Origin of the sequence: Mesorhizobium loti R88b, assembly GCF_013170845.1 — a bacterium.
GTDB lineage: Bacteria > Pseudomonadota > Alphaproteobacteria > Rhizobiales > Rhizobiaceae > Mesorhizobium > Mesorhizobium loti_B.
Window position 1 is genome coordinate 509,622 of record NZ_CP033367.1, and the last position, 24,244, is coordinate 533,865.

Below are 24,244 nucleotides of genomic sequence, written 5' to 3' on the forward strand. Positions count from 1 at the left end.
CGAGACGATGGATCACAAGCTCTCCATCACCTGGCTGGCGACACATATCGGGATGATCGACGGTTTCCTGGACGACCAGGAATGCGCCGATCTGATCGCCGACAGCGAACGGCGTGGGTTCGAGGCTGCCAAGGTAAACAGCGCTGGCGGTGCAAGCGTGATGACGGAGCTCCGCAACAATGACCGGGTCGTCTTCGATGACGAGGATCTTGCGGACCTGCTTTTCGCACGCGCCCGGCCGATGCTCTATCGCGGCCTCGGCGACTGGCGATTGACGGGACTGAACGAGCGTTTTCGTTTCTATCGCTACGGGCCGGGCCAGAAGTTCGATTGGCACAATGACGGCTATTTCGAACGCGGCGCGTCGGAGCGCAGCCAGTTCACCTTCATGATCTATCTGTCAGACGATTTCGAAGGCAGTGGAACCTCGTTTCGCGGCGAGATGCCCGGCTATGCCGGCAGCAGTCTCGTGGTGAAACCCAGGAAAGGCATGGCGCTGGCCTTTTATCACCCGATCGAACATCGCGGCGACGAAGTGCTGTCGGGACGCAAATACGTCATCCGCACGGATGTGATGTACAAGCGGCAGTGACAGGCATGACGCATTTGACCCCGCTCGAAATGATTTTCGTTAAGGAGTTTTGTCGTTCGGTAGGCATTTCTCCCGACACGGCGAATGAGCTCGACGTCAAAGACCGCAACCCTGATCCTGTGGGATTCATGACCACACTCATTCCCTCGTCGGTTCCCCCGGAATTGCGATTTGCGAGTCGGGTGTTCAGTCCACTGTGGACAGCGCATGTCGGGCCAGACCGGCTTCCTTGTGGCATGGTTCTGTTCTTCGACGAGGTTACCGGAAGACTCGATGCTATCGAAGGCTTTGCATATGGCGAAGAGTGGCCTTCTATCGAAGAACCCGTCATCTGGTCAGAACCTAACGAGCAACAATGAGCTGAGGGATTGCCGGAAGGTGGCGAATCGCCCTCCAAAGGGCGATGGACCATCTGCGCTATTCCGGGCTGGCTTTCGAAGCACAACGTGCGGCGTTTCTCGACATCGTGTCGAGAGATGCGCTGATCCGTGAGGCGCTGGATCGGGCACGAAGCCTTGACCTGCCGGACTGGTTGATCGTTTCCGGTGCGCTCTACAACAGCATCTGGAATCAGCTGACGGGAAAGCCTTCGGGCTACGGCATCAAAGACGTCGACCTGTTTTACTTCGACGACAGCGACCCGTCCTACGAGGCTGAGGACGGCGTGATTGCCCGCGCCGCTGCAGTCTTCGCCGGTCTGCCGCTGCCGGTGGAGGTGCGCAACCAGGCGCGGGTGCATCTTTGGTATCCGCAGAAATTTGGCCGATCCTGCCCCCGCTATACCAGCTCCAGCCACGCGCTCGGCTTTTTCGCCTCGAGGACCCACGCGGTTGGCGTTCTATACGGCGCGGATGGACAGCTTGAGCTGGTGGCGCCGTTTGGTCTGGACGACATCTTCTCGTTTCGCATCACGCCCAACCGGGTGATGGATAATCGGCAAACGCATGAGGCGAAGGGGGCGAGGGCGAGAGAGAACTGGCCGGAGATTACGGTTGTGCCGTGGTAGGAAATGTCGGCGCGAGACACCCCCTCTGCCCTGCCGGGCATCTCCCCCTCAAGGGGGGAGATTGGCAGCTTCGCCAATGGCGCCTTTCCTCCAATGTTGGTGATTGGCGAAAGCCGGCGTGACAATCCGATCTCCCCCCTTGAGGGGGAGATGTCCGGCAGGACAGAGGGGGGTGCCTAGCGCGAACGTTTGGCATCCTTCTCCCCTGCCAGATACGAAACAGGGGCGCCGAAGCGCTCCTGTTTCCGTAAATTGCGATAGTCACCCATTCACCAGCGCGAGCAGCTCCTCGGTGTAGCGCTTGCCGGTGACCTTGTCGGGCGACAGCGCGTCACCGATCGCCGCTACCTCCGCCGCGCTCAGCTCGATCCCGGCTGCCGCCGTGTTCTGCTCGAGATGGCGGATCTTTCGCGCGCCGGGGATTGGGACGATGAAGTCGCCCTGATGCAGCACCCAGGCCAGCGCCAGTTGCGCTGAGGTGACGCCCTTTTCAGCCGCCAGCTTTTCCAGTGTGGCAATAACCTTGGCATTGGCTTCCATGGCCTCGGCCTGGAAGCGCGGCAAGGTCCGGCGCCAGTCGCCATCGTCAAGCGTTTCCGGCTTGGCGATCGTCCCGGTCAGCAGGCCACGGCCGAGCGGGCCGTAGGGAACAAAACCGATGCCGAGTTCGCGGCAGACGGCAAACACGTCGTCTTCCGGGTCACGGGTCCACAGCGAATATTCGCTCTGCACGGCCGCGATCGGATGCACGGCATGCGCCCGGCGGATGGTCGCGGCACTCGCCTCCGACAGGCCGAGCGCCCGCACCTTGCCTTGGCGCACCAGTTCGGCCATGGCGCCGACCGTGTCCTCGATCGGCACGTTGGGGTCGACACGGTGCTGGTAGTAGAGGTCGATGACATCGGTGCCGAGCCGCTTCAGCGAAGCCTCGGCAACAGCCTTGACGTGCTCGGGGCGACTGTCGACGCCAGCCATGCGGTCGAGGCCCGTGCCTTCCTCCAGGATCTTGAAGCCGAATTTCGTGGCGATGGTCACCTTGTTACGAACGGACTTCAGCGCCTTGCCGAGCAGGATCTCATTTTCGTAGGGGCCGTAGACTTCCGCCGTGTCGAAAAAGTTGACGCCGATCTCGACGGCGCGGTGCAGCGTGGCGATCGCTTCGGCCTCCGGCTGGCCGCCATAGGCGAAGCTCATGCCCATGCAGCCGAGGCCGACGGGATAGACGTTCAGTTCAGTTCCTAGCTTGCGGGTTTGCATCACGCGTCTCCGTGTTGTGATGCTTAAAGGGCGTCTGCGACGCGCTTTAAGTCTTGTCCTTGTGCATGTCGTTGCCCCAAAACCGCAGAGCACTTTTGGGCGACATGCAGCATGAGATAGCGTCTTGCCTTACGTTCGATAATCGGCTCATCTGCGCACGGGGTGTTCTAAGAAATAGATCAATGAATCGAGCACATCTTTCGCAGCTGGCAGTTCTGGCAACCGTCGCACAATGCGGCAGCTTTCGCGGCGCGGCCAGGGAATTGGCCATCGCGCCCTCGGCGGTCAGCCATGCGGTGTCCAGCCTGGAGGCGCGGCTTGGCGTGCGGCTTTTGGCACGCAGCACGCGCAGCGTTGCGCCGACCGAGGAAGGCGCGCAGTTGCTGGAGCGATTGCGGCCGGCGCTTTCCGAGATCGACCTGGCGCTGGAGACGGCGGTCGAGTCGCGTGACCGGCCAGCCGGGAATCTCAGGCTCAGCGTGCCGCGCACGGCAGCGCATCTGGTGCTGACGCCGCGGCTTGGCGCCTTTGCCAGGGCCTATCCCGACATCGTTCTGGAGATCGTCATCGAGGACCGCTTCACCGATGTGGTGGAAGGTGGTTTCGATGCCGGCGTGCGGCTTGGCGAGAGCCTGCAGCGCGACATGATCGCGGTGCGCATCGGGCCGGACATGCGCGGCGCGGTGGTCGGCGCGCCATCCTATTTCGAGGCCATGCCCAGACCGCATCATCCGCGCGACCTAGCCGACCATCGCTGCATCCGCTTCCGCTTCTCCAGCGGCATCCTCTACCGCTGGGAATTCGAAAAGGGCGGCGAGGAGATCGAGATCGCTGCGCAAGGGCCGCTGATCCTCGACGAGGACCATCTGATCGCGCAAGCGGCGGTCGACGGCGCAGGACTTGCCTTCGTCTTCGAGCCTTATGTGCTGGCCCCGCTCGCCGACGGCAGGCTGATCCGCGCGCTGGAGGACTGGTGCCCGTCTTTCGAGGGGTTCTTTGTCTATTATCCCAGTCGCCGGCAGATGCGCCCAGCGCTGAGAGCGTTTGTGGATTTCTTCAAAGTGAGTGGTTAGGGAACGGCGGCGCAATCGTCTCCCGTTTGGGGGCCATGCATTGCCAAGGTTGGCGCCGCCCCTCACCTGCCTGCCGGCATCCTCTCCCCGTAAACGGGGCGAGGGGCGCTCCCAGAAACGCTTTCGCCGCTCGTGGTGGCAGAGCCCTTCGATAACACACACTTCTAAGGGTGCTCGACGCGGCGAGTTGGGCACTTTACGAAGGCCCCTCTCCGTCCCGGCTTCGCCGGGCCACCTCTCCCCACTTCGTGGGCCGAGGAAACCGACACCCCGCATTGGCTTTTCCGCAGATTTCAGGCAAATCTCCTCGCCTGTAATTCGGCATGGAGAAGCGTGATGTTCCGATGGGGTGTTCTGTCGACGGCCAAGATCGGCCGCGAGCATTTGTTGCCGGCAATGGTCGAGGCCGAGAACGGCGTGCTGTCGGCGATCGCCAGCCGTGACCTGTCTAAGGCCAAGGCCTTGGCCGAGCGCTTCGGAGCGCGTCATGCGTTCGGCTCCTATGAGGAACTGCTAGCCTCGAAGGACGTCGATGGCGTCTACATCCCGTTGCCGACATCGCAGCATGTCGAATGGGCGGCGAAAGCAATCGAGGCGGGAAAACATGTGCTGGTCGAAAAGCCGCTGGCACTCGACGCCAAGGACATCGCCCCCCTGATCAAGTTGCGCGACGCCAAGAAAGTACTGGTCTGCGAAGCCTTCATGGTCATCTATCACCCGCAATGGATCAAGGTGCGCGACCTCATCGCCAGTGGCGCCATCGGCCGGCTGCGCCATGTGCAGGGCGCGTTCTCCTACTACAATGTCGACCCCAACAACATGCGCAACCAGCTCGATCTCGGCGGCGGCGCGCTGCCCGATATCGGTGTCTACCCGACGGTGTCGACGCGGTTCTCTACCGGCAAGGAGCCTAGCCGTGTGCAGGCGACGATCGAGCGCGACAAGAAATTCGGTACCGACATCTATTCCTCGATCCGCGCCGATTTCGGCGACTTCGAGCTGTCCTTCTATTTGTCGACGCAGATGGCGGCGCGCCAGGTGATGGTGTTCCACGGCGAGAAGGGTTTTATCGAGGTGTTCTCGCCATTCAATGCCGGACTTTACGACCATCACCGCGTCGAACTGCACAACCAGAACCACACCGAAGCACAGGTGTTTCGCTTCCCCGGCACCCAGCAGTACCGGCTGGAGGTCGAGACCTTCGCGCGCACGGCACAGGGCGGCAAGGAGCGCGTCTTCACGCTGGAGGAGTCTGTGCTCAACCAGAAGGTCATCGACGCCATCTTCCGCGCCGGCGGCAAGGATGGCTGGGAAGCTGTCTAACTCTTTGTTTGACGCAATTCCGGACGGAAAACCGCTCACACTTTTCCTGGAATGGCGTTAGCCGGCTAATCCTGGGGAGGAAAAATGGCTGACGACGCGGACGTGATCATTGTCGGTGCCGGCCTTGCCGGGCTGGTTGCCGCCGCCGAGCTTGCCGAGGCCGGCAAGAAGATCATCATCGTCGACCAGGAGCCGGAGCAGTCGCTGGGCGGCCAGGCGTTCTGGTCGTTCGGTGGGCTTTTCCTCGTCGATTCGCCTGAACAGCGGCGCATGCGCATCCGCGATTCGCATGATCTGGCGCTCGAGGACTGGATGGGCACCGCCGCCTTCGACCGGCCGGAGGATTTCTGGCCGCGCAAATGGGCGGAGGCCTATGTCGGCTTCGCCGCCGGCGAAAAGCGCTCCTGGCTGATGCAACGCGGCTTGAAATTCTTTCCCGTGGTCGGCTGGGCAGAGCGGGGCGGCGGCAATGCCATCGGCCATGGCAATTCGGTGCCGCGCTTCCACATCACCTGGGGCACCGGACCCGGTGTGCTTGAACCTTTTGTCCTGCGCGTGCGCGAGGCGCAGAAACGTGGGTTGATCGACTTCAAGTTCCGCCACCGGGCCAATGAACTGACGCGGACAGGCTCAACCATAACCGGCGTTCGCGGCGATATCCTCGGGCCGAGCACGGTCGAGCGCGGCCACAAGAGCTCGCGCGACATAGCAGGCGATTTCGAGCTGCATGCGCAAGCGGTGATCGTCGCCTCCGGCGGCATCGGCGCCAACCATCAGCTGGTGCGGGAAAACTGGCCCAAGCGGCTGGGCGCCGCTCCCAAGCGCATGATCACCGGCGTGCCCGACCATGTCGACGGCCGCATGCTGGCCATCACCGAAGCGGCCGGCGGCTCGATCATCAACCGCGACCGCATGTGGCACTATGTCGAGGGCATCAAGAACTGGGCGCCGATCTGGACCGACCATGCCATCCGCATCCTGCCCGGTCCGTCGTCGCTGTGGCTCGATGCCAGGGGAAAACGCCTGCCGGTGCCGCTCTATCCCGGCTTCGACACGCTGGGCACGCTCAGCCATATCATGAGCACCGGTTTCGATTATTCCTGGTTCATCCTGACCAGGAAAATCATCCAGAAGGAGTTCGCGCTGTCGGGCTCGGAACAGAATCCGGATTTGACGGGCAAGAGCTGGCGCCAGGTGCTCGGCCGCGCCACTTCGGGGATTCCCGGCCCGGTGAAAGCGTTCATGGAGAAAGGCGAGGACTTTATTGTCGAGGCCGACCTTTCGAAGCTGGTGGCGCGCATGAATGCGCTGGCCGGCGGCGAGCCGCTGCTCGACGTCGCACAGGTGGAGCGCGAAATCCGTGCTCGCGACCGACAGCTCGACAATCCGTTCTCCAAGGACATGCAGGTCACCGCCTTGCGCGGTGCGCGCGCCTATCTCGGTGACAGGCTGATCCGCACGGCCAAGCCGCACAAGATGCTCGACCCGGCAAACGGCCCGCTGATCGCGGTGCGCCTCAACATCCTGACGCGCAAGACGCTGGGCGGCCTACAGACCGATCTCGACAGTCGCGTGCTGGGCGCCGATGGCCAGCCGGTGCCCGGGCTCTACGCCGTCGGCGAAGCCGCCGGATTCGGCGGCGGCGGCGTGCATGGCTATGCGGCGCTGGAAGGCACCTTCCTTGGCGGCTGCATCTTTTCCGGCCGCAGCGCCGGCCGGGCAGCTACTGCCTCGGTGGCGTAAAACGACGCCATCGCTGTCGCCTGAGGCCCTATACGCCCGGGCGATAAACATATGACTTTTTTATATTTTTCAGATTTCGCCCGCCTCGAATACAAATGCCGATGCTTTTATCTTTCTGAGTGCAGCCGGTGCTGAGCCGCTGCAGGCAGTCGCCACCTCGTGGTGGCAGTTACAGAAAGAAGGAAGTCTTCGATGTTCCTCTCAGACGGGCTCTATCTGCCCACCCATCGTCCGTTGCCGGCGTCGCAGGTCGAACAGATCAGGCGTGCGGCCAACAGCAATCGCGCGCCGGTCAGCCTGGTCGCGCCGTTCACACCGACATGGTGGCTCCTGGTCGTCGGCGCCTTGCTGGCCGCCGCCGCGATCGCTGCCCAGCTTTCCTGAGAGACAGGAGATAACCATGCAAAGTTCCCCTATTCCTCCCGACGGAAATGCCCTTCACCGCTTCGTCGTCGGGCGCGATGGCGAAGGCCACTGGATCGCGCGTGACGAGGAGGGCCAGACCGGCGGCGTTTTTGCCGACCGGAATTCCGCTGTCCGTTTCGCCACGATGGAAAGCGGCCATCGCGCCGGAGCGATCCGCTTCGCCCCGGCAAGTGTGCGGCTTTCCCTGTTCAATTGAGCCGCGCCCGGTTCCGAACTGATCGGAACGATCTGGCCATGCACAATTCCAACACCATTGCTGCGCCCAACAGCGCCGATCTCGCCGGATTGCTTGATCGCCTGCCGCATGTCGGCAGGCTGCTTGAGCACCAGCTCTGGGAGGCGGCACGCGCCCTGTCACTCGACAGATCGTCCCGACAAGGTCGGCGATTTGCCGGCCTGGTCGAGGCCGGCGCCATGCTCGACGCCGTCCTCCTGCTCGTCGCTTCGTCGAAGCCGGAGCGTTCGGTGTCGGCCATCGGCAAAGCCGGCGCGCGCTGGCTCTGTTCCATCCAAATGACATCCGCAGGAACAACGGTCGGGGCCGGCACAATCGAAGCGGACCACATCGATCTGGCTGCAGCGCTGCTGTCGGCCCTGCTTTCCTCGCACCTCGAAAAGACGGTGCATCCAAAAATTCATCCAGGAGACTCTGATTGCCATGACCCCAGAACAAGCCCGAATGCGCCTGACCGGAGCGATGACCGCGCTGGTAACGCCGCTCACCGACGGCGAGGTCGATCTGAAGCAGCTGACCGCTCTGTTGCGCTGGCAGATCGAACAAGGGATCAACGGGCTGGTCCCATGCGGCACCACAGGTGAGGCCCCGACCCTGTCGTGGGAGGAGCGCCTCGACATCATCGCGCTGTGTGTGAAAATCGCCGGCGGCAGGGTGCCAATCATTGCCGGCACCGGAACCAACAGCACAGAGACGACGATCGCCTTTTCGACAGCCGCCGAAGCCTTTGGTGCCGACGCCGCCCTGATCGTGACGCCCTACTACAACAGGCCGAGCCAGGAAGGGATCTTTCGCCATTTTGAAGCGGTCGCGGCCAAGGTCAGGATACCGATCATCGTCTACAATGTGCCGGCGCGAACCGGCGTCGACCTGTCCGAGGAGACGATCGAACGCCTGGCGCAGATTCCGACCATTATCGGCATCAAGGACGCCACCGGCGATGTGAGCCGGCTATCCATGCTTCCGGCTGTGCTCAGGCGCCGCTTCATCTGCCTCTCCGGTCACGACGCGACATCGTTCGGCTTCAACACGATGGGCGGGCGCGGAACGATCTCGGTGGTCTCCAACGTCGCGCCGCGGCTGTGCGTGGAGATGCATGATGCGTGCCGGCAGGGCGACCACCACACCGCGCGAGCCATCCACCACCGCTTGCGGCCGCTGATCGCGGCGCTTGAACTGGAGAGCAATCCCGCGCCGGTCAAATATGCGCTCAGCGTGGCGCTTGGCATGAGCCCGGATGTCCGCTTGCCGATGACAGCTGTTCGCCCTGAAACCGCAACTGCGATCCGAGAGGCGATGTTGGGGCTGAGCGAGGCTGGATTCAGGATCGGCCAGTCAAGGCCGGCGGCGGCCGCGAATGCGCAGCGCCAATTCTGACAGAGGCCTGCGCACCTCACCATCGGCGGCATAGACCAGTCCGGGCTGGACGATCCATTCACCAGCCCGGAGCGCTTCGACATCGAAGCGTCCACTGGCGTCACGCGTTGCAACACCGACAAAATGGTATCGCCGGCCTCTTGCATCAACGACCGTATCGGCGATGGGGTGACCGGCGAGTCGGCCGATGATCGCCCCCTCTTCTCTAAGGTTTGCCAGGACGAAATACTCCGTCGGCACCCTGCGGCTGGCCCTTGAGGTCAGCCAGACTGAATGTAATCTCATGGTCGTCCGAAGCCAGTCGTTCCGGCTGCCGGTCAAGCGGCGGCCCGGAATTACATAGTCGCTGGCTGCATAGGAATTCGAGAGCAGGTTTTGGCCTCAGTTATAAAGGCCGCATAGGTGCGACGGCGCTCACCAGCGCCAGGAGCCTTGTCCAAGCGCCGCCACCGCATCGACGATCCGCGTGAAACTTTCGCGGGCGCGACCGACCGTGTGCCGTGCCCTGAGATAGCCGTGCACCAAGCCCGGTTCCTCGAACCAGGTGGCGCGCCCGCCTGCGGCGATGACAAGGTCACGATAGGTCTCGCCGTCTGAAGACAGCGGGTCACACTGCGCGGTGATCAGCACTGTCGGCGGCAAATTGGCGAAGTCGGTGTCGGCCAGTGCTGACAGCGTTACATCGCCGGTCCGGTCCGCGCCGCCGGTGCGAATATGCTTGTAGAATTCGAGATCACGCATGGTCAGCATCGGCGCTTCGGCGTGCGTGACATAGGAGCCCTTCGAGCGGTCGCCGCCGAGACCGGGATAGATCAGCACCTGGCCGACCGGCCTTTTCGCGTGGCCGCGCGTGGCGTGGCTGACGGCGGCGCAGAGATTGCCGCCGGCGCTGTCGCCGCAGAGCAGGATGGGGCGTTCGCGGGTGGACGCAGCCCATGCGGAGGCGTTCATCGCATCGTCGAAGGCGGCTGGATGCAGATACTCCGGCGCCAGCCGGTAGTCGACCGAAATCACCTCGTAGCCGGTGCGAGCGCAGAGCTCGGCGCAGACATCGTCATGGCTGTCCAACCCGCCAAGGATGAAGCCGCCGCCATGGATGTAGAGCACTGTCGCTGCCGGTTGCGGGGCGGTGCGGTAGATGCGGATCGGAATGTGGTACGTGGGCGTTGCTATCGAAGAGGTTTCGGCCGTGACACCCTGGGGATAGCCGGCAAAGAATTCCCGGCACATGCGGTCGTAAATCGCGCGCTGTTGGGTGATCGTGTAGTCAATCGTATCGGGCGGGTAGTAGGAGTTGGTCCGCTCGATGAAGGCCCAGGTCTCGGCGTCGATAAGGGTTTTGTAGTCGGTCATGGAGCTCCTTTACCTCCCCCTTGATGGGGGAGGTCGCCGCAGAGCGGCGGGTGGGGGTGGCGGCGCTTCACCCCACCCCGGACCTTCGGTCCGACCCTCCCCATCAAGGGGAGGGTAAAGTGGCTCACTTCCCCTTCCACACCGGATCGCGCTTCTCCGCGAAGGCTCGAAACCCTTCCATATTGTCCTCCGAACCATAGAGCGCATCGACCGTCGCCAGCTGGCGCCGCGTCACGCGGTTCATCGCATCCTGGAAGGTCAGGGACTCGGCCACCCGTGCCGTCTCCTTGATCGCGGCGAAGACCAGCGGCGGGCCGCCGGCGAGCAGCCTTGCGATCTCCCAGACGCGATCCTCGAGCTTTTCCTTGGGCAGCACCTCGTTGACCAGGCCCCAGCGATGCGCCTCGGCGACATCCATCCAGCGGCCGGTGAGCAGGAGGTCCATGGCGACATGGTAGGGGATGCGCTTGGGCAGCTTGATCGTCGCCGCGTCGGCCAGCGTGCCGGCGCGGATTTCGGGCAGCGCGAAGGACGAATGGTCTGATGCGTAGATGAGGTCGCATGACAGCGCCAGTTCGAAGCCGCCGCCCACCGCCATGCCGTTGACGCAAGCAATGACCGGCTTGTTCAAGTCGCGCAATTCCTGCAGGCCGGCAAAGCCGCCGACGCCGTAATCGCCGTCGACCGCATCGCCGCTGGCGGCCGCCTTCAGGTCCCAGCCGGCGCAGAAGAACTTGTCGCCTGATGTCTTGACGATGGCGACGCGCAGGTCCGGATCGTCACGGAACGCCTTGAAGGTTTCGCCCATCAGCCGCGAGGTCTTGAGATCGATGGCGTTGGCCTTGGGCCGATCGAGCGTGACCTCGAGAATGGTGCCTTCGCGGCGGGTTGAAATGACGTCAGACATTCTTGTCTTCTCCCAGCACCAGCAGCGCGTCGGCGATCCAGGCACCCTTGCCTTCGACGCAGACGATCAGCGGGTTGATGTCGAGTTCCTCGATCTCGCCGGCATTCTTCTGCACGAATCCGGCAATGCCCGCGATGGCGTCGATGGCAGAAGCGACGTCGGCCTTCGGCCGACCGCGATAGCCTTCAAGCAGCGGGAACAGTTTGAGGCCGCGCAGCGCGGCCTCGATGTCGTCACGGGTTGCCGGCAGCATCAGCGTCACGCTGTCACGCAGCAATTCAACCAGCACGCCGCCGGTGCCCAGCGTCATCACAGCACCGAACATCGGATCCCTGGTGAAGCCGACGATCAGTTCGGCAACGCCGTCGCGCACCATGCGCTCGACATAGAGGCCCGTGCCGAGCGGCAGCAGATCATGCGCCGCCGTGCTGACGGATTCGGCATCCCTGAGGTTGAGCCTGACAGCGCCAACCTCGGATTTATGGGCAACCCCTAGGGCCTTCAGGGCGACGGGAAAGCCGAGCGCCATCGACGAGATGACCGCCTCGACCGCATTGCCGGCGCGCTCGCCCTTCGGCACTGGAAGCCCGGCCTTGATCAGCCGCGCCTTGGCTTCAGCCTCGTCGGGCGTAACGTGACCGCCGCCGGCAGCACCGGAAGCGGACGTGTCAATCGGCTGCGCCTGCGGTTCAGCCCAGGCCCAGCCGATGAAGGCCGCAGCGCCTGCGGCATCCATCGCCTCCGAAATGCCGAACAATGGCACCATGCCACGCGCCATCAGCTCGGCGGTATATTCTTCCGGCAGGTTTTCAGGCAGCGAGGAAACGATAGCGCCATGCGCCTTATTGGTCTTCAACGCCGATTCGAAAGCGCGCAGCGTCGCCCACCAGTCGGTGACCGAGCATCGGTCCGGACGCGGGAAATCGAGCACCAGCATGTTGAGGTCGAAACCGCCCGATACCATGGCGGTGAAGGTGGCGGTCATCGCCGGCTCGTTGTTCCAGATGAAGGTGTGATAATCCAACGGGTTGGCGACCGCGACCAGCGGCCCGAGCGTTGATTTGACGTGGGCGCGGTGTTTTTCCGTCAGCACCGGGAAGTTGACCCAGCGGCCTTCGGCGCTGTCGGCCATCACGGAAGCCTCGCCGCCCGAACAGCTCATCGATGACAGCCTATAGCCGGGCAGCGGGCCGGTGATGTGCAAGAGCTTCAACGCCTCGATGAAGGCAGGAATGGAATCGACGCGGGCGATGCCGAGCCGCCTCAGGAAGGCACCCGATGCCGCGTCCGAGCCGGCCAGCGAGGCAGTGTGCGAGACAGTTGCCTGCCGCGCCTGTTCGGAGCGGCCGACCTTCATGGCGATGATCGGCTTTTTCAGCTCGCGCGCCCTGGCGGCCAACCGTTCGAAGCCGGCTACCGAATCGAAGGCCTCAATGTGCAGGCCGAGCGAGGTGACCCGGTCGTCCTCGATCAGGCCGAGCGCCATTTCGGACAGGCCGGTCTGCGCCTGGTTACCGGCTGTCATCAGGAAGGCGATGGGCAGGCCGCGCTTCTGCATCGTCATGTTGATGGCGATGTTGGACGACTGGGTGATGATGGCGACGCCTTTGCCGCCTTCCTCCAGCCTGATGCCGCCATGCTGGTCGGGCCACAGCAGCGCGCCGTCGGCATAGTTGATCAGGCCATAGCAGTTCGGCCCGATGATCGGCATCTGTCCGGCGGCCGCGACCAGTTCGGCCTGCAGCCGTTCGCCATCATCGTCATAGGCCTCGGTCTCGAGGAAACCGGCGGCAAAGCAGACGGCGCCGCCAGCGCCGCGCTCGGCCAGCGCCTTGATGACCTCGATGGTCAGATGCCTGTTGACGCCGACAAAGGCCGCATCGGGCGCGCCGGGCAATTCGGCGACGGAACGATAGGCCTTGCGCCCGGCGACCTCGTCCTTGGTCGGATGCACAGGCCAGATTTCGCCGGCAAAGCCCATCTTGATCGATTGCGCAACGACCGCGGCCGCTTGCACGCCACCGAAGACGGCGATCGATTTCGGGCGCAGGAGACGTTCGAGTTTATGCATGGTCATCTTTTCGTTTGAGCATCATTTTGTCTCAAAAGCCGAACTCCGGCTTTTGGCGATCATGCTCTAAGCCCCGAACGGACGCAGCAGCGCCCGCGAAATAATATGTCGCTGAATTTCCGAAGTGCCTTCCCAGATGCGCTCGACGCGGGCGTCGCGCCAGATGCGCTCCAACGGCAGGTCGTCCATCAGGCCCATGCCGCCATGGATCTGGATTGCTTCGTCGGCGACGAAAGCGAGCATTTCGGTGGCCTTCAGCTTGGCCATGGCCATGTCCTGGTCGGTGACGGTGCCCTGATCGTACTTCCAGCCGGCTTCGAACACCATCAGGTCGGCGGCCTTGAGTTCGGTCGCCATGTCGGCGAGCTTGAACGACACGCCCTGGAACTTGCCGATCTGCTGGCCGAACTGCTGGCGCTGTGCGGCATATTCGACCGCATGGCCAAGCGCCCGCTCGGCGCGGCCGAGGCAGGTGGCGCCGACCTGCAGCCGGGTGGCGCCGAGCCAGGAATTGGCAACGTCGAAACCCTTATGCACTTCACCCAGAACCTGGGATGCCGGCAGGCGGCAATCATCGAATTCGAGGATGGCGTTGGTGTAGCCGCGATGCGAGACGTTGCGGTAGCCGTCGCGCACCGTAAAACCCTTGGTGCCCTTGTCGACGAAGAAGGCGGTGATCTTCTTGCGCTTGCCACGCGGCGAATCCTCTTCGCCCGAAGCCATGAAGACGATGGCGAAATCGGCGAGATCGGCGTGGGAGATAAAGTGCTTGGTGCCGTTGAGCACCCAGTCGTCGCCATCCTGCACCGCGGTCGCCTTCATGCCGCGCAGATCCGAACCGGCGCCAGGCTCGGTCATCGCAAGGCAGTCCCATTTCTCGCCACGGATGCAAGGGAACAGGTACTTTTCGCGCTGCTCCGGCGTGCCGGCGAGAAGGATGTTGGAGGGACGCGCCACGCAGGTCCAGTGCAGCGCGTAGTTGGCGCGGCCGAGTTCCTTTTCGTAGAGCAGCCACGTCACCGTATCCAGCCCCGCGCCGCCGACATCGGCCGGCATGTTGGCGGCGTAGAGGCCGGCTTCGATCGCCTTGACCTTGATCTCCTCGATCAGGTCACGGCGCAGCACGCCAGTGCGCTCCACTTCGCGCTCATGCGGGTAAAGCTCATTCTCGACGAAGGCGCGCGTCGTCTCGACAATGAGTTTCTGTTCCTCCGACAGACCGAAATCCATGGTCTCAGCCCTTCTTCTTTTTCTTCGGCTTTTCGGCCTTTTTCACCGGCTTGGAGGCCTTGGCTTTTTCGGCTGCCTTGGAGGCAGCCGGCTTCTTGGCCGCCAGCTTGGCCAGCTGCCTGGTATAGTCCTTGTGCAGCGCGCCGGCACCCCAGCCCTTGCCCTTGTTCTGCTTCGACAGCGCATCCATGATGGCGACCAGATTGTCGTCGCGGATCTTTTCCAGTTCGCGGATCGACAGGCCATGCGCCTGGTCATCCGACTGGGTGGCGATCAGGTCGACCAGCTCGTCGTTGAATTCCGGCACGTCCATCAGCTTGGTCCATGGCCATTTCAGGCACGGCCCGAACTGGGCCATGAAGTGGCGCATGCCGGCTTCGCCGCCAGCGACGCGATAGACCTGGAACATGCCCATCTGCGCCCAGCGCAGGCCGAAACCGTAGCGCATGATGTCGTCGAGTTCCTCGACGGTGCAGATGCCGTCCTTGATCAGCCACAGCGCCTCGCGCCATGCGGCTTCGAGCAAGCGGTCGCCGACGAAGGCCTCGATCTCCTTGCGGATGACGACAGGCTTCATGCCGATCGACGCATAGATCTCCTTGGCGACCTCGATCGCCTCCGGGAAGGTCTGCTCGCCGCCGACGATCTCGACCAGCGGCAGGAGATAGACCGGATTGAACGGGTGGCCGACGACCAGCCGCTCGGGATGCTTCTTCATCGCCACCTGCATGTCGGTCGGCTTGATGCCTGATGTCGACGAGCCGACAATGGCGTTGGCCGGCGCACGGGCATCGATCTCGGCCAGCACCTTGTGCTTGAGGTCGAGCCGTTCCGGCACGCTTTCCTGGATGAAATCGGCATCGGCCACCGCCTCGGCAATGGTCTTGGCGAAGGTCAGCTTGCCCTCTTTCGGCAAGCCGCCGGGCACCATCTGCTTGTAGGCCCGGCGCGCGCCCTTCATCACTTCCGAGACCTTGCGCGAGGCTTCGGGATCGGGATCGAAGATCGACACGTCGATGCCGTTCAAGAGCAGCCGCGCCACCCAGCCGGCGCCGATGACACCGCCACCAATGGCGGCCGCCTTGTTAATGATGCTCATGCTGAGGCTCCGGTTCTTGTCTTGGCAGTTTCTGGATCGATGAGAGGCACGCGCTCGCCGGCGCGGATCACCGCGGGGTCGTAGGCCTTACGGGCAAAGACTTCGAGCACGAAGGGTCTGAAAAATTCGATCGGCAGCGTCTCGTAGTCAGGGTCGAAGCTCGACTGGTCCCAGCGTTCGCAAAACTGGTCGCAATCGTCGAAATAGGCATGACCGGCGAAGCGGTCGCGGGCATGCCGGTTGCCGCCGAGATGGTGGGCGTAATAGAGGCGCTGGAAATCGCCGTGCTTTTCCACCACCCAGGTGCATTGCTCGCGCACGAAGGGTTTCAGGATCGAAGCGGCGTATTCGTCGTGATTGTAAGGCGCATAGATGTCGCCAATGTCATGCAGCACGGCACACGCGATCCAGTCCGTGTCGGCGCCGTCGCGCCAGGCACGCGTCGCCGCCTGCAGCGAATGGCCTAGCCGGGTGATCTTGTATCCCGACAGGCCTTCATCGAGCTGCACCAGCGCGTCGAGCAATCGCTCGCCGGTCTTGGCGGCATAGTCGATCTCATGCTCGGTCAGGAACTCGTAATCGTCCTTGTCGCCATCCTTCATCGCGGTGAATTTGACGGTTGTCATGTCGATCTCCAGCGATTGAATTAAGCTGCTATTGGCGCCCGTTTGGTCAGGTTGAGCTTCTGGCGCACTTCCTCCGGTCCCAGGATCCTGGCCCCGAGATTGGTGACGATGCTGGCGGCGCGCTCGACGAGCTGTGCATTGGTGGCGAGCACGCCCTTGTCGAGCCACAGATTGTCTTCGAGACCGACGCGGACATTGCCGCCGGCCAAAACGGCAGCGGCCGCATAGGCCATCTGGTTGCGGCCGATGGCGAAGGCCGACCAGTTCCAGGTCGACGGCACGTTGTTGACCATAGCCATGAAGGTGTTGAGGTCGTCAGGCGCTCCCCACGGCACGCCCATGCACAATTGCACAAGCGCGTCCGCGTTTAGGACCTTTTCCTCGACCAGCTGCTTGGCGAACCAGAGATGGCCGGTGTCGAAGGCCTCGATCTCGGGCTTGACGCCGAGCGCCGTCATCATGCCGCCCATGGCGCGCAGCATGCCGGGCGTGTTGGTCATGACATAATCGGCCTCGGCGAAGTTCATGGTGCCGCAGTCGAGCGTGCAGATTTCCGGCAGGCACTGGCGCACATGTTCCATGCGGTTGGTGGCGCCGCCCATGTCGGTGCCCTTTTCGTTGAGCGGCAACGGCGCCTCGGGCGAACCGAACACCATGTCGCCGCCCATGCCGGCGGTGAGGTTCAGGATGACGTCGACGTTCGCGGCACGAATGCGTTCGGTCACCTCGCGGTAGAGATGCACATCGCGGCGCGGCTTGCCGGTCTCGGGGTCGCGCACATGGCAGTGGACGATTGCAGCGCCGGCCTTGGCCGCATCGATGGCCGAATCGGCGATCTGCTTGGGCGAGCGCGGTACATGCGGGCTGCGATCCTGCGAACCGCCGGATCCGGTCACGGCACAGGTAATGAAAACCTCACGGTTCATCGCAAGCGGCATGGAATTCTCCTCCCAATCGAAACAACCATGCATGTCGCCCAAAAGTGGGAACCGGTTTTGGGACAACGACATGCACAGGAACCCGCACAACATTGCGCGGCTTGCGGGATCCTGCTTTACGTTTTACGAAGCTACTATGATAAAAACCGAAAGAGCGACAATCTTTCGCGCCGAGCAGTCGCCGCTCAAGGTGACGCTGCTGGTGTTTTCCGGGGCGTCCATCATGTGCGTGGCATGCACCGTTGATCCGCTGCGCGCCGCCAACCGTATCGCCGGCGAAACCTTGTTCGACTTCAAACTGGTTTCGGTGACCGGCGAGGCGCCGGTCACGACATGCGGCTTGCCCGTGGCGGTCAGCGGCCGGTTCGATGCGACGGAACCAACCGACGTGCTGATCGTGGTCGCGGGCTTCGGCACACAGAACTATGCCACGTCAGCGCTGCTTGCCGGCCTGCGCCGCGCGGCGCGTTCGGCCCGCGCCTGCGGCGGCGTCGAGGCCGGCACATGGCTGGTGGCGCGCGCCGGCTTGCTGGAAGGGCGCAGCGCCACCACCCATTGGGAGGACATGGAGGATTTCTCGTCCGCCTTTCCCGGTGTCGACGTGCGCCCCGATCGATACATCATCGATGGGCCGGTGTTCACCACGGGCGGGGCGTCGCCGACCCTGGATCTGATGTTGCACCTGATTCGCACCCGGCTCGGCATGGCCGTGGCGCTCGATGTGGCAAGCGCGTTCATCTACGATCAGGCGCGGGTGGCGACCGATGCGCAGCCGCTGGTCTCGCTTGGCCGGCTCGACGGCTACGACCCGCGTCTGGCGCAGGCCATTCGGCTGATGGAAGCGCATGTCGATCAGCCGCTGACCATCGAAGCCATCGCAAAGCGTGCCGGCGTGACGGCGCGAACACTGGAAAGCATCTTTCGCAAGTCGATCGGCGAGACGCCGGGCGCCTATTATCTGAGGCTGCGGCTGGGGGCCGCGCGCCGGCTGGTCGTCGACACGCGGATAGCGATGGCCGATATTGCCGGGCGGACGGGATTCTCTTCCGCCGCGGCATTTTCCAGAGCGTTTTCAAGAGCTTTTGGCGAAGCCCCAGTCAGGCTGCGCCGAGGATAATCATATCCGGGGGATTACGCGGCGTTCTGTCGATCGCTGCCGGCGTCGATCTGCGAGCGCATTTGCCTCACCAGCCGGACTTCGAATCGGCTGCTGACAGCGCGATCCCATTCGTTCTTCACATTGTCGGTCGGCCGCGGCAGCGCCATCAGCCGGTCGATGATCGATCCGGTCTCGCCGGATGAGAGTAGGGCGTCGATTTCGCGTTCGTGCTGCATATCGGTTCGCCTCCTTCCTTTTCACCCGCCACAGGCCCCTTTTATACGAGATACGTGACGGCAGTTTGAAGGCAAGAGCGAGGTCATTGAGGGGCGGCAAAGGGCAAAACCATGTCGCCAAATGAGAGCTTTGGCGCAAAGCTGTGCTGCGCGCCAAAACCGAATCAGAGGACGTCAGTCCAGCCGGTTCTCGAACAGCACAGTCGTAAAGCCGCTGTCCCATTCATCGTCGGGATAGCGGTCCTTTTCGACATAGCCGACCGCCTTGTAGACACCCTGGGCGCGCTCGTTGAACGTGTCGGTCTCGAGCCGCACCTGTGGAAAGCCGGTGGCACTAATCGCCTGTTCGGCATGCGTCAGCAGCCTGCGGCCGACGCCCCGGCCCTGATTGCCGGCCCTCACATGCACAGCCTCGATGAAGTCGCCGCGCCAGTGGATCAGCCCGGCTACCTCGCCGTCGATCTCGGCAATGGTGAATTCCGGCCAGCTTTCCTCGACATAGCGTCCGCCAATATCGGTCTCGATATAGCGCTGCGCCGACGCCTCGGTGATGTGTGGCAGCCAGGTGCCTTCGAAGGTTTCCTGAAGCACCTGCTTCAGAGCCGCGACATCGCCCTGCCGCGCCTTGCGCACCGTGATCTGCCCGTTTGCCATCGTCTTTCTCCATCGCTTGGGAGAGCGGACTAGCAAAAGGCGATCACGGCGGCTTTCAGCCACACCAGGCAGGTATCGGGCCAGCCTCAGGCTTCAGACGTAGCGGTTGACTATGTTTTCCAGCAGTTCCTGGCGGCCGGAGCGCGGCTGCGGCTCGATCTTCTTCTTCACGACGCGCTCGGCGATGTCCTCTAGCGTGCGCTTGCCCGACAGCATCGCCTTGGCCTCGGTGCTGTTCCAGCCGGCATAGCGCTCGGCCAGCGGACCCGACAGCGCCTTGTCCTCGACCATGCGAGCAGCTGCCTTCAGGCCGCGTGCGCAAGAGTCCATGCCGCCGATGTGGCCGATCAGCAGATCCTGCGGGTCAAGCGACTGGCGGCGCAGCTTCGCGTCGAAATTGGTGCCGCCGGTCTTGAAGCCGCCGGCCTGCAGGACCTGATAGTAGGCCAATGCCATTTCCGGCACATTGTTGGGGAACTGGTCGGTGTCCCAGCCCGACTGGTAGTCGTTGCGGTTCATGTCGATCGAGCCGAAGACGCCGAGCGCATTGGCCAGCGCCAGTTCGTGCTCGAAGGAATGGCCGGCGAGAATAGCATGGCCCTGCTCGATGTTGAGCTTGACTTCCTTCTCCAGCCCGAAGCGCTTGAGGAAGCCGTACACGGTGGCGACGTCATAATCGTACTGGTGCTTTGTCGGCTCCTGCGGCTTCGGCTCGATCAGGATGGTGCCCTTGAAGCCGATCTTGTGCTTGTAGTCGACGACGAGGCTGAGGAAGCGGCCGGCCTGTTCCTGCTCGCGGGCAAGATCGGTGTTGAGCAGCGTCTCATAGCCCTCGCGCCCGCCCCACAGCACGTAGTTCTCGCCCTTCAGCCGCTTGGTGACGTCGATGCAGCTTTTCACCGTCGCCGCCGCATAGGCAAACACATCCGGATCAGGATTGGTGGCGGCGCCCGACATGAAGCGGCGATTGGAGAACAGGTTCGCCGTGCCCCACAGAAGCTTGACGCCGGTCTGCTTCATCTTGGTGGCAAAATAGTCCGCGATCTCGTCAAGGCGGGCAGCGCTTTCGGAAAAATCCTTGCCCTCGGGCCGCACATCGGCGTCATGGAAGCAGAAATAGGGCGCGCCGAGCAGCGAGAACATCTCGAAGGCGACATCGGCCTTGAGTTTGGCCAGTTCCATCGTGTCGACGCCGCCGGCCTTGGGGAACCAGGGACGGTCGAAAGTCTGTCCGCCGAACGGATCGCCGCCCGGCCAGGCGAAGGAATGCCAATAGGCGACGGCAAAGCGCAGATGGTCTTCCAGCCGCTTGCCGGCGACCACCTCGTCGGGATTGTAGAACCGGTAGGCCAGCGGATTGGTCGAATCCGGCCCCTCATATTTGATCTTCTGGATGTCGCCGAAAAATCCGCTGCTCATGATTTCTGTCCTCTCTCGAATAGTTCGCCCTGATTACCTCAGGCGTAATTGGTTTCGCTCTTGGGCTGATCGAAAAAGCTGATGTCAAAGCCATCAAACAAAGGAGACAGACCATGACCGACCTCAACAAAATTGCCGAGGGTTACATCACCGCCTGGAACGAAAGCGATGCCGGCCGCCGTGCTGATTTGCTCAAGGCCACCTTCACCGAAGACGTCAGCTATCGTGATCCGCTCATGCAGGGCGACGGCCATGACGGCGTCGCGGCGCTCATCGATGCCGTGCAAAATCGCTTTGCCGGCTTCCGGTTCTCGCTGAAAGGCACGCCGGACGGCTTTGCCGACAAAATCCGCTTCTCCTGGAATCTCGGCCCGGAGGGCATACCTTCGGTCATTGAAGGCACCGATATCGGCATCATCGAGAACGGCCGGCTGAAGAGCGTCACCGGGTTTCTGGACAAGATTCCGGCTGTTTGAGTTGTTCGGCGCAAGGCAGGTGCGAGGCACCCCCCTCTGGCCTGCCGGCCATCTCCCCCGCAAGGAGGGAGATCGGCTAGCACTCCCGTTGTCGCCAATCACCCACCTCGCAAGACTGGCACCACCGTCAAAGCTGCTAATCTCCCCCCTTGCGGGGGAGATGCCCGGCAGGGCAGAGGGGGGTGCCTCGCGCTCACTCACGCGGTTACAGCCTTGATCGCCGGGTAGAGCGCCCGGTAGCGCCGATAAGCATCCGCATAGGCATCGCTCAAACCAGCATCCGGTTCAATCGTGGCATCCGTCCTGGGTGCCGTGCACACGGCCAGCGGATCAGCCCCCGTCGCCGCGATCAGTCCAAGCCTCGCCGCCCCAAAGGCGGCGCCAAAATCGCCGTCGGCGGGGATGTCCACCGGCACTTGCAGCGCGGTGGCGATCGATTTCAGCCAGTAGCGCGAACGGGAGCCGCCGCCGATCGCCGTCACCCGCGTCAAGGTGGTGCCGGCCGTCTTCAGGGCTTCGAGGCTGTCGCGGAAGGCGAAGGCGACGCCTTCGAGGACGGCCTGCGTCAGCACCGCGCGGCTTGATTCATGCGCCAGCCCGGTGAACGACCCGCGGATGGCGGAATCATTGTGCGGCGTGCGCTCGCCAGAGAGATAGGGCAGGAAGGACACGCCGCTCGGCGCCTTCAGCGTGTCGCCGAGTTCCGATGTCAGCTCGCCGGCCCCCTTACCCGTGATCTCCGACAGCCAGTTGAGCGAATCGGTCGCCGACAGGATGACGCCCATCTGGTGCCAGGTGTTGGGCAGCGCATGGCAGAAGGTGTGGACCGCACTGGCCGGATTGGGCAGATAGGACGCGTTGGCGGCAAACAGCACGCCCGATGTGCCCAGCGAAACAAAGGCATGGCCGGCGCCGACCGTGCCCATGCCGCAGGCCGAAGCCGCATTGTCGCCGGCGCCACCGGCAACCGGTATGCCGGCCTCGACGCCCCATTTCGACGCCAGTTCGGCACGCAACGCGCCGGCCTTCTGCGTGCCCTCGACCAGCGACGGCATCTGCTTTTCATCAAGTGATGTCGCCGCCAGCAATTCGGCGGACCAGCGGCGCTTGCCGACATCGAGCCAGGACGTGCCGGCCGAATCGGACATTTCCGAAATGCGCTCGCCGGTCAGCCAGAGCCGCAGGAAATCCTTCGGCAGCAGCACCTTCGCAACCTTGGCGAAAACCGCCGGCTCGTTGTTCTTCACCCAGGCGAGTTTTGGCGCGGTGAAGCCAGGGAAGACGATGTTGCCGGTCAGCGCGCGGAAGCGCGGGTCGGCGTCGAGTGCCGCCGCTTCGGCGTGGCTGCGCGTATCGTTCCACAGGATGCAGGGGCGCAGCACATGATCGGCCGCATCGAGCAAGGTGGCGCCATGCATCTGGCCCGACAGGCCGATGCCTTTCACCGCCGCGAACTGCCTGGGGTGGGAAGCCTTCAGTTCGGCGATCGCGTCTTCGCAGGCGCGTATCCAGTGCGACGGATCCTGTTCGGACCAGCCGGGATGCGGCCGCGAAACGTCAAGCGTGCCATGGCCGGAGCCGATGACGGTCTGTCCGGCATCGATCAGCAGCGCCTTGACGCCCGACGTGCCCAGGTCGAGGCCGAGATACATGTTTTCCTCCCACGTCCTTATTTTTTTCGGATCCCGAAAAAATCTGGCCGAGCCAGTTTTTAAGGCAAGATCCGCTCCGGGTCAATTCTCTGACAAATCGGATGCGCGCCGTAAGAACAGCGCCGACAGTGGGCTGTCGGGCCGAGCCATCGAACGCTCGGCGGTGAGCGTCCTGGCGAGCGCGCCGTCACCGGCCCGCAAAGCCGCCTCGATCAGCGTCAGGTCGATGACATCGCGCTGGGCGTGGCTGCCGCCGAAACGATGGGCGATCGCCCGGATCGGCCTGATCAGGCGCACGACCTCGGTGTATTTGCCCTCGCCGAACGCCTTGATGGCCCGGGTCAGGGGATGGCCGACATCCCGGGTGAAAGCGGCGTTATCGTCGGTGCCGTGCATGGCCTCGCGCTGTGCGTCGAGCAAGGTCCGGGCCGGAGCGTCGAGCCCGGCGCCGACAAAGGCCATCATCGCATGCGCATCGTTGAAGGCATAGTTGCCGGCGCCAACCTTGGGCCAGTTGGCGGCGAGCGCCGTCCAGCGGTTACCGACATCGACGCCGCCGAGATAAAGCCGCCACAGGATCGCCGAGGCATCGACCATATTCAGCGCCATCGTTGATGGCGCGCCGTAGATCGGCCCGTCATAAAGCGCCAGCACCTGATCGGTCTCGCCGAGATCGTAGTGAAACAGCGCCAGATGCCACCAATTGTGAACCTGCAGGAAGCTTTCCTTTGTCCAGGCTTCTGGGTCGGCGCGCATCCAGGCAATGCCATCCCTCTGCCGGCTCTGCATTTCCATGACATGCGCCACCGCGTGCTGCGCCCAGCCGTCGCGCGGCTCGATCTCTACCGCCGTACGGCCGAGTTTTTCGGCCAGTGCGTACTCGCCCATCTCTTCCAGCCCGAAGGCCTGCATGCCGAGCATGGCGTGGTAACCCGGCATGTCGTTCTGCCATGATGGCAAGGCGCGGGCGATGCGGTCGCGCAACATGCGCGCATTGCCGGTGAAGAAGTCGATCTGGTGCCCGACTTGCAGCGCCACGGCGTCGAGCGGGGCGTCGATTGCGATACCTTCAAGGATCCTGGCTGCTTCGTGCCAGCGTCCTCCGGCAAGGTGGCCGAGGGCCGAGACATGCGCCTCTTCGCGCGCCGTCGCGGCAAGCGGCAGGGCCGCCTCATGGCAGGCCCTGGCCACCGCCGTTGCGTCCCGCTCGGTGGCAAGGCCAAAGAGATAGCCCTTGAACACATGCGCCATGACGAAACCGGGATTTTCCGCGATCGCATGATCGACGGAGCCGACGGGATCGCCGATGAAGCACTGCAGCTCACGCACGGCCTGGCTGTAGGGCGTGAAGCCTGCTTCCGTCGCGCCTGAAAATGCCAGGCCGAATGCGTCCTTGAGTGCCATGCAACATCCTTTGACTGGCCCGTTGTGGGCACGGTGCCCCGGTCCAAA

At 63.3% G+C, this 24,244-nt stretch carries 26 protein-coding genes; 12 read left to right on the forward strand and 14 right to left on the reverse strand.

Annotated elements, in window-relative coordinates; translation table 11 throughout:
* Positions 1 to 7: 7 nt before the first annotated feature.
* Genes EB235_RS02335 through EB235_RS02345 form a run of 3 tightly spaced genes read left to right on the forward strand, consistent with a single transcriptional unit; the run spans position 8 to position 1,598 of the window.
* Positions 8 to 592 carry a prolyl hydroxylase family protein gene (locus tag EB235_RS02335; RefSeq protein WP_032925803.1) on the forward strand — a complete coding sequence of 195 codons (585 nt, stop codon included), beginning with the start codon at positions 8 to 10 and terminating at the stop codon, positions 590 to 592.
* 5 nt (positions 593 to 597) lie between these two features.
* A complete protein-coding gene (locus tag EB235_RS02340) occupies positions 598 to 951 on the forward strand; it encodes a hypothetical protein (protein WP_155256454.1) in 354 nt (117 codons plus the stop codon).
* Between the two features lie 44 nt (positions 952 to 995).
* Positions 996 to 1,598, forward strand: a complete 603-nt coding sequence (locus tag EB235_RS02345) for a nucleotidyltransferase family protein (protein ID WP_027032557.1) — start codon at positions 996 to 998, stop codon at positions 1,596 to 1,598.
* 261 nt (positions 1,599 to 1,859) lie between these two features.
* On the opposite strand, the gene EB235_RS02350 is transcribed toward EB235_RS02345, so the two are convergent.
* On the reverse strand, positions 1,860 to 2,855 hold the full coding sequence (locus EB235_RS02350) for an aldo/keto reductase (RefSeq protein WP_027032556.1): 996 nt from the start codon (positions 2,853 to 2,855) through the stop codon (positions 1,860 to 1,862).
* A gap of 182 nt (positions 2,856 to 3,037) precedes the next feature.
* On the opposite strand from EB235_RS02350, the gene EB235_RS02355 reads away from it, so the two are divergent.
* The 7 genes from EB235_RS02355 (at position 3,038) to dapA (ending at position 9,032) form a co-directional block, all read left to right on the forward strand.
* Positions 3,038 to 3,928 carry a LysR family transcriptional regulator gene (locus EB235_RS02355; protein WP_027032555.1) on the forward strand — a complete coding sequence of 297 codons (891 nt, stop codon included), beginning with the start codon at positions 3,038 to 3,040 and terminating at the stop codon, positions 3,926 to 3,928.
* A gap of 336 nt (positions 3,929 to 4,264) precedes the next feature.
* Positions 4,265 to 5,251 (forward strand): Gfo/Idh/MocA family protein, encoded by a 987-nt coding sequence (locus EB235_RS02360; RefSeq protein WP_027032554.1) that lies wholly within the window; start codon positions 4,265 to 4,267, stop codon positions 5,249 to 5,251.
* 84 nt (positions 5,252 to 5,335) lie between these two features.
* A complete protein-coding gene (locus EB235_RS02365) occupies positions 5,336 to 6,994 on the forward strand; it encodes an FAD-binding dehydrogenase (protein WP_027032553.1) in 1,659 nt (552 codons plus the stop codon).
* A gap of 192 nt (positions 6,995 to 7,186) precedes the next feature.
* Positions 7,187 to 7,378 carry a hypothetical protein gene (locus tag EB235_RS02370; RefSeq protein ID WP_027032552.1) on the forward strand — a complete coding sequence of 64 codons (192 nt, stop codon included), beginning with the start codon at positions 7,187 to 7,189 and terminating at the stop codon, positions 7,376 to 7,378.
* Between the two features lie 16 nt (positions 7,379 to 7,394).
* Positions 7,395 to 7,616 carry a hypothetical protein gene (locus EB235_RS02375; protein ID WP_051429750.1) on the forward strand — a complete coding sequence of 74 codons (222 nt, stop codon included), beginning with the start codon at positions 7,395 to 7,397 and terminating at the stop codon, positions 7,614 to 7,616.
* A 38-nt stretch (positions 7,617 to 7,654) separates the two neighbouring features.
* Positions 7,655 to 8,239 (forward strand): hypothetical protein, encoded by a 585-nt coding sequence (locus tag EB235_RS34660; RefSeq protein WP_245268878.1) that lies wholly within the window; start codon positions 7,655 to 7,657, stop codon positions 8,237 to 8,239.
* Entirely contained in the window at positions 8,127 to 9,032 is a 906-nt protein-coding gene (gene dapA / locus EB235_RS02380) for a 4-hydroxy-tetrahydrodipicolinate synthase (protein WP_245268970.1), read from the forward strand. Before EB235_RS34660 ends, dapA begins: the two co-directional genes overlap by 113 nt.
* Here the strand turns inward: dapA and EB235_RS02385 are convergent.
* The 8 genes from EB235_RS02385 to EB235_RS02420 all read right to left on the reverse strand — a co-directional run bounded on the left by EB235_RS02385 (position 8,991) and on the right by EB235_RS02420 (position 17,256).
* Positions 8,991 to 9,317 carry a hypothetical protein gene (locus EB235_RS02385; RefSeq protein ID WP_080681067.1) on the reverse strand — a complete coding sequence of 109 codons (327 nt, stop codon included), beginning with the start codon at positions 9,315 to 9,317 and terminating at the stop codon, positions 8,991 to 8,993. The genes dapA and EB235_RS02385 overlap by 42 nt on opposite strands.
* Positions 9,318 to 9,446: 129 nt before the next feature.
* The gene (locus tag EB235_RS02390) at positions 9,447 to 10,385 is read right to left on the reverse strand and encodes an alpha/beta hydrolase (RefSeq protein WP_027032547.1); all 939 of its coding nucleotides are present in this window, start codon (positions 10,383 to 10,385) and stop codon (positions 9,447 to 9,449) included.
* Between the two features lie 124 nt (positions 10,386 to 10,509).
* Positions 10,510 to 11,292: a carnitinyl-CoA dehydratase gene (locus EB235_RS02395; RefSeq protein WP_027032546.1), complete on the reverse strand. Its 783-nt coding sequence runs from the start codon at positions 11,290 to 11,292 to the stop codon at positions 10,510 to 10,512.
* A complete protein-coding gene (locus EB235_RS02400; RefSeq protein ID WP_027032545.1) occupies positions 11,285 to 13,363 on the reverse strand; it encodes an acetate--CoA ligase family protein in 2,079 nt (692 codons plus the stop codon). The genes EB235_RS02395 and EB235_RS02400 overlap by 8 nt, the downstream gene beginning before the upstream one ends.
* A gap of 66 nt (positions 13,364 to 13,429) precedes the next feature.
* The gene (locus EB235_RS02405; protein WP_027032544.1) at positions 13,430 to 14,593 is read right to left on the reverse strand and encodes an acyl-CoA dehydrogenase family protein; all 1,164 of its coding nucleotides are present in this window, start codon (positions 14,591 to 14,593) and stop codon (positions 13,430 to 13,432) included.
* A gap of 4 nt (positions 14,594 to 14,597) precedes the next feature.
* On the reverse strand, positions 14,598 to 15,692 hold the full coding sequence (locus tag EB235_RS02410; RefSeq protein WP_027032543.1) for a carnitine 3-dehydrogenase: 1,095 nt from the start codon (positions 15,690 to 15,692) through the stop codon (positions 14,598 to 14,600).
* Positions 15,689 to 16,318: an HD domain-containing protein gene (locus EB235_RS02415; protein ID WP_027032542.1), complete on the reverse strand. Its 630-nt coding sequence runs from the start codon at positions 16,316 to 16,318 to the stop codon at positions 15,689 to 15,691. The genes EB235_RS02410 and EB235_RS02415 overlap by 4 nt, the downstream gene beginning before the upstream one ends.
* Before the next feature lie 20 nt (positions 16,319 to 16,338).
* Positions 16,339 to 17,256, reverse strand: a complete 918-nt coding sequence (locus EB235_RS02420; protein WP_027032541.1) for a 3-keto-5-aminohexanoate cleavage protein — start codon at positions 17,254 to 17,256, stop codon at positions 16,339 to 16,341.
* 136 nt (positions 17,257 to 17,392) lie between these two features.
* Between EB235_RS02420 and EB235_RS02425 the strand changes: the two genes are divergently transcribed.
* Positions 17,393 to 18,373, forward strand: a complete 981-nt coding sequence (locus EB235_RS02425) for a GlxA family transcriptional regulator (RefSeq protein WP_027032540.1) — start codon at positions 17,393 to 17,395, stop codon at positions 18,371 to 18,373.
* A 14-nt stretch (positions 18,374 to 18,387) separates the two neighbouring features.
* Here EB235_RS02425 and EB235_RS02430 read toward each other — a convergent pair whose 3' ends face one another.
* The 3 genes from EB235_RS02430 to xylA form a co-directional block, all read right to left on the reverse strand.
* On the reverse strand, positions 18,388 to 18,591 hold the full coding sequence (locus tag EB235_RS02430) for a hypothetical protein (protein WP_027032539.1): 204 nt from the start codon (positions 18,589 to 18,591) through the stop codon (positions 18,388 to 18,390).
* Positions 18,592 to 18,765: 174 nt separating this feature from the next.
* Positions 18,766 to 19,245, reverse strand: coding sequence for a GNAT family N-acetyltransferase (locus EB235_RS02435; RefSeq protein ID WP_027032538.1), 480 nt, complete (start codon positions 19,243 to 19,245; stop codon positions 18,766 to 18,768).
* Positions 19,246 to 19,338: 93 nt separating this feature from the next.
* A complete protein-coding gene (gene xylA / locus EB235_RS02440) occupies positions 19,339 to 20,664 on the reverse strand; it encodes a xylose isomerase (RefSeq protein ID WP_027032537.1) in 1,326 nt (441 codons plus the stop codon).
* 113 nt (positions 20,665 to 20,777) lie between these two features.
* Between xylA and EB235_RS02445 the strand changes: the two genes are divergently transcribed.
* On the forward strand, positions 20,778 to 21,140 hold the full coding sequence (locus tag EB235_RS02445; protein ID WP_027032536.1) for a nuclear transport factor 2 family protein: 363 nt from the start codon (positions 20,778 to 20,780) through the stop codon (positions 21,138 to 21,140).
* Positions 21,141 to 21,337: 197 nt separating this feature from the next.
* Here EB235_RS02445 and xylB read toward each other — a convergent pair whose 3' ends face one another.
* A complete protein-coding gene (gene xylB, locus EB235_RS02450) occupies positions 21,338 to 22,792 on the reverse strand; it encodes a xylulokinase (RefSeq protein ID WP_027032535.1) in 1,455 nt (484 codons plus the stop codon).
* Positions 22,793 to 22,873: 81 nt separating this feature from the next.
* Positions 22,874 to 24,196, reverse strand: coding sequence for a tetratricopeptide repeat protein (locus tag EB235_RS02455; RefSeq protein ID WP_027032534.1), 1,323 nt, complete (start codon positions 24,194 to 24,196; stop codon positions 22,874 to 22,876).
* Between the last annotated feature and the right edge of the window lie 48 nt (positions 24,197 to 24,244).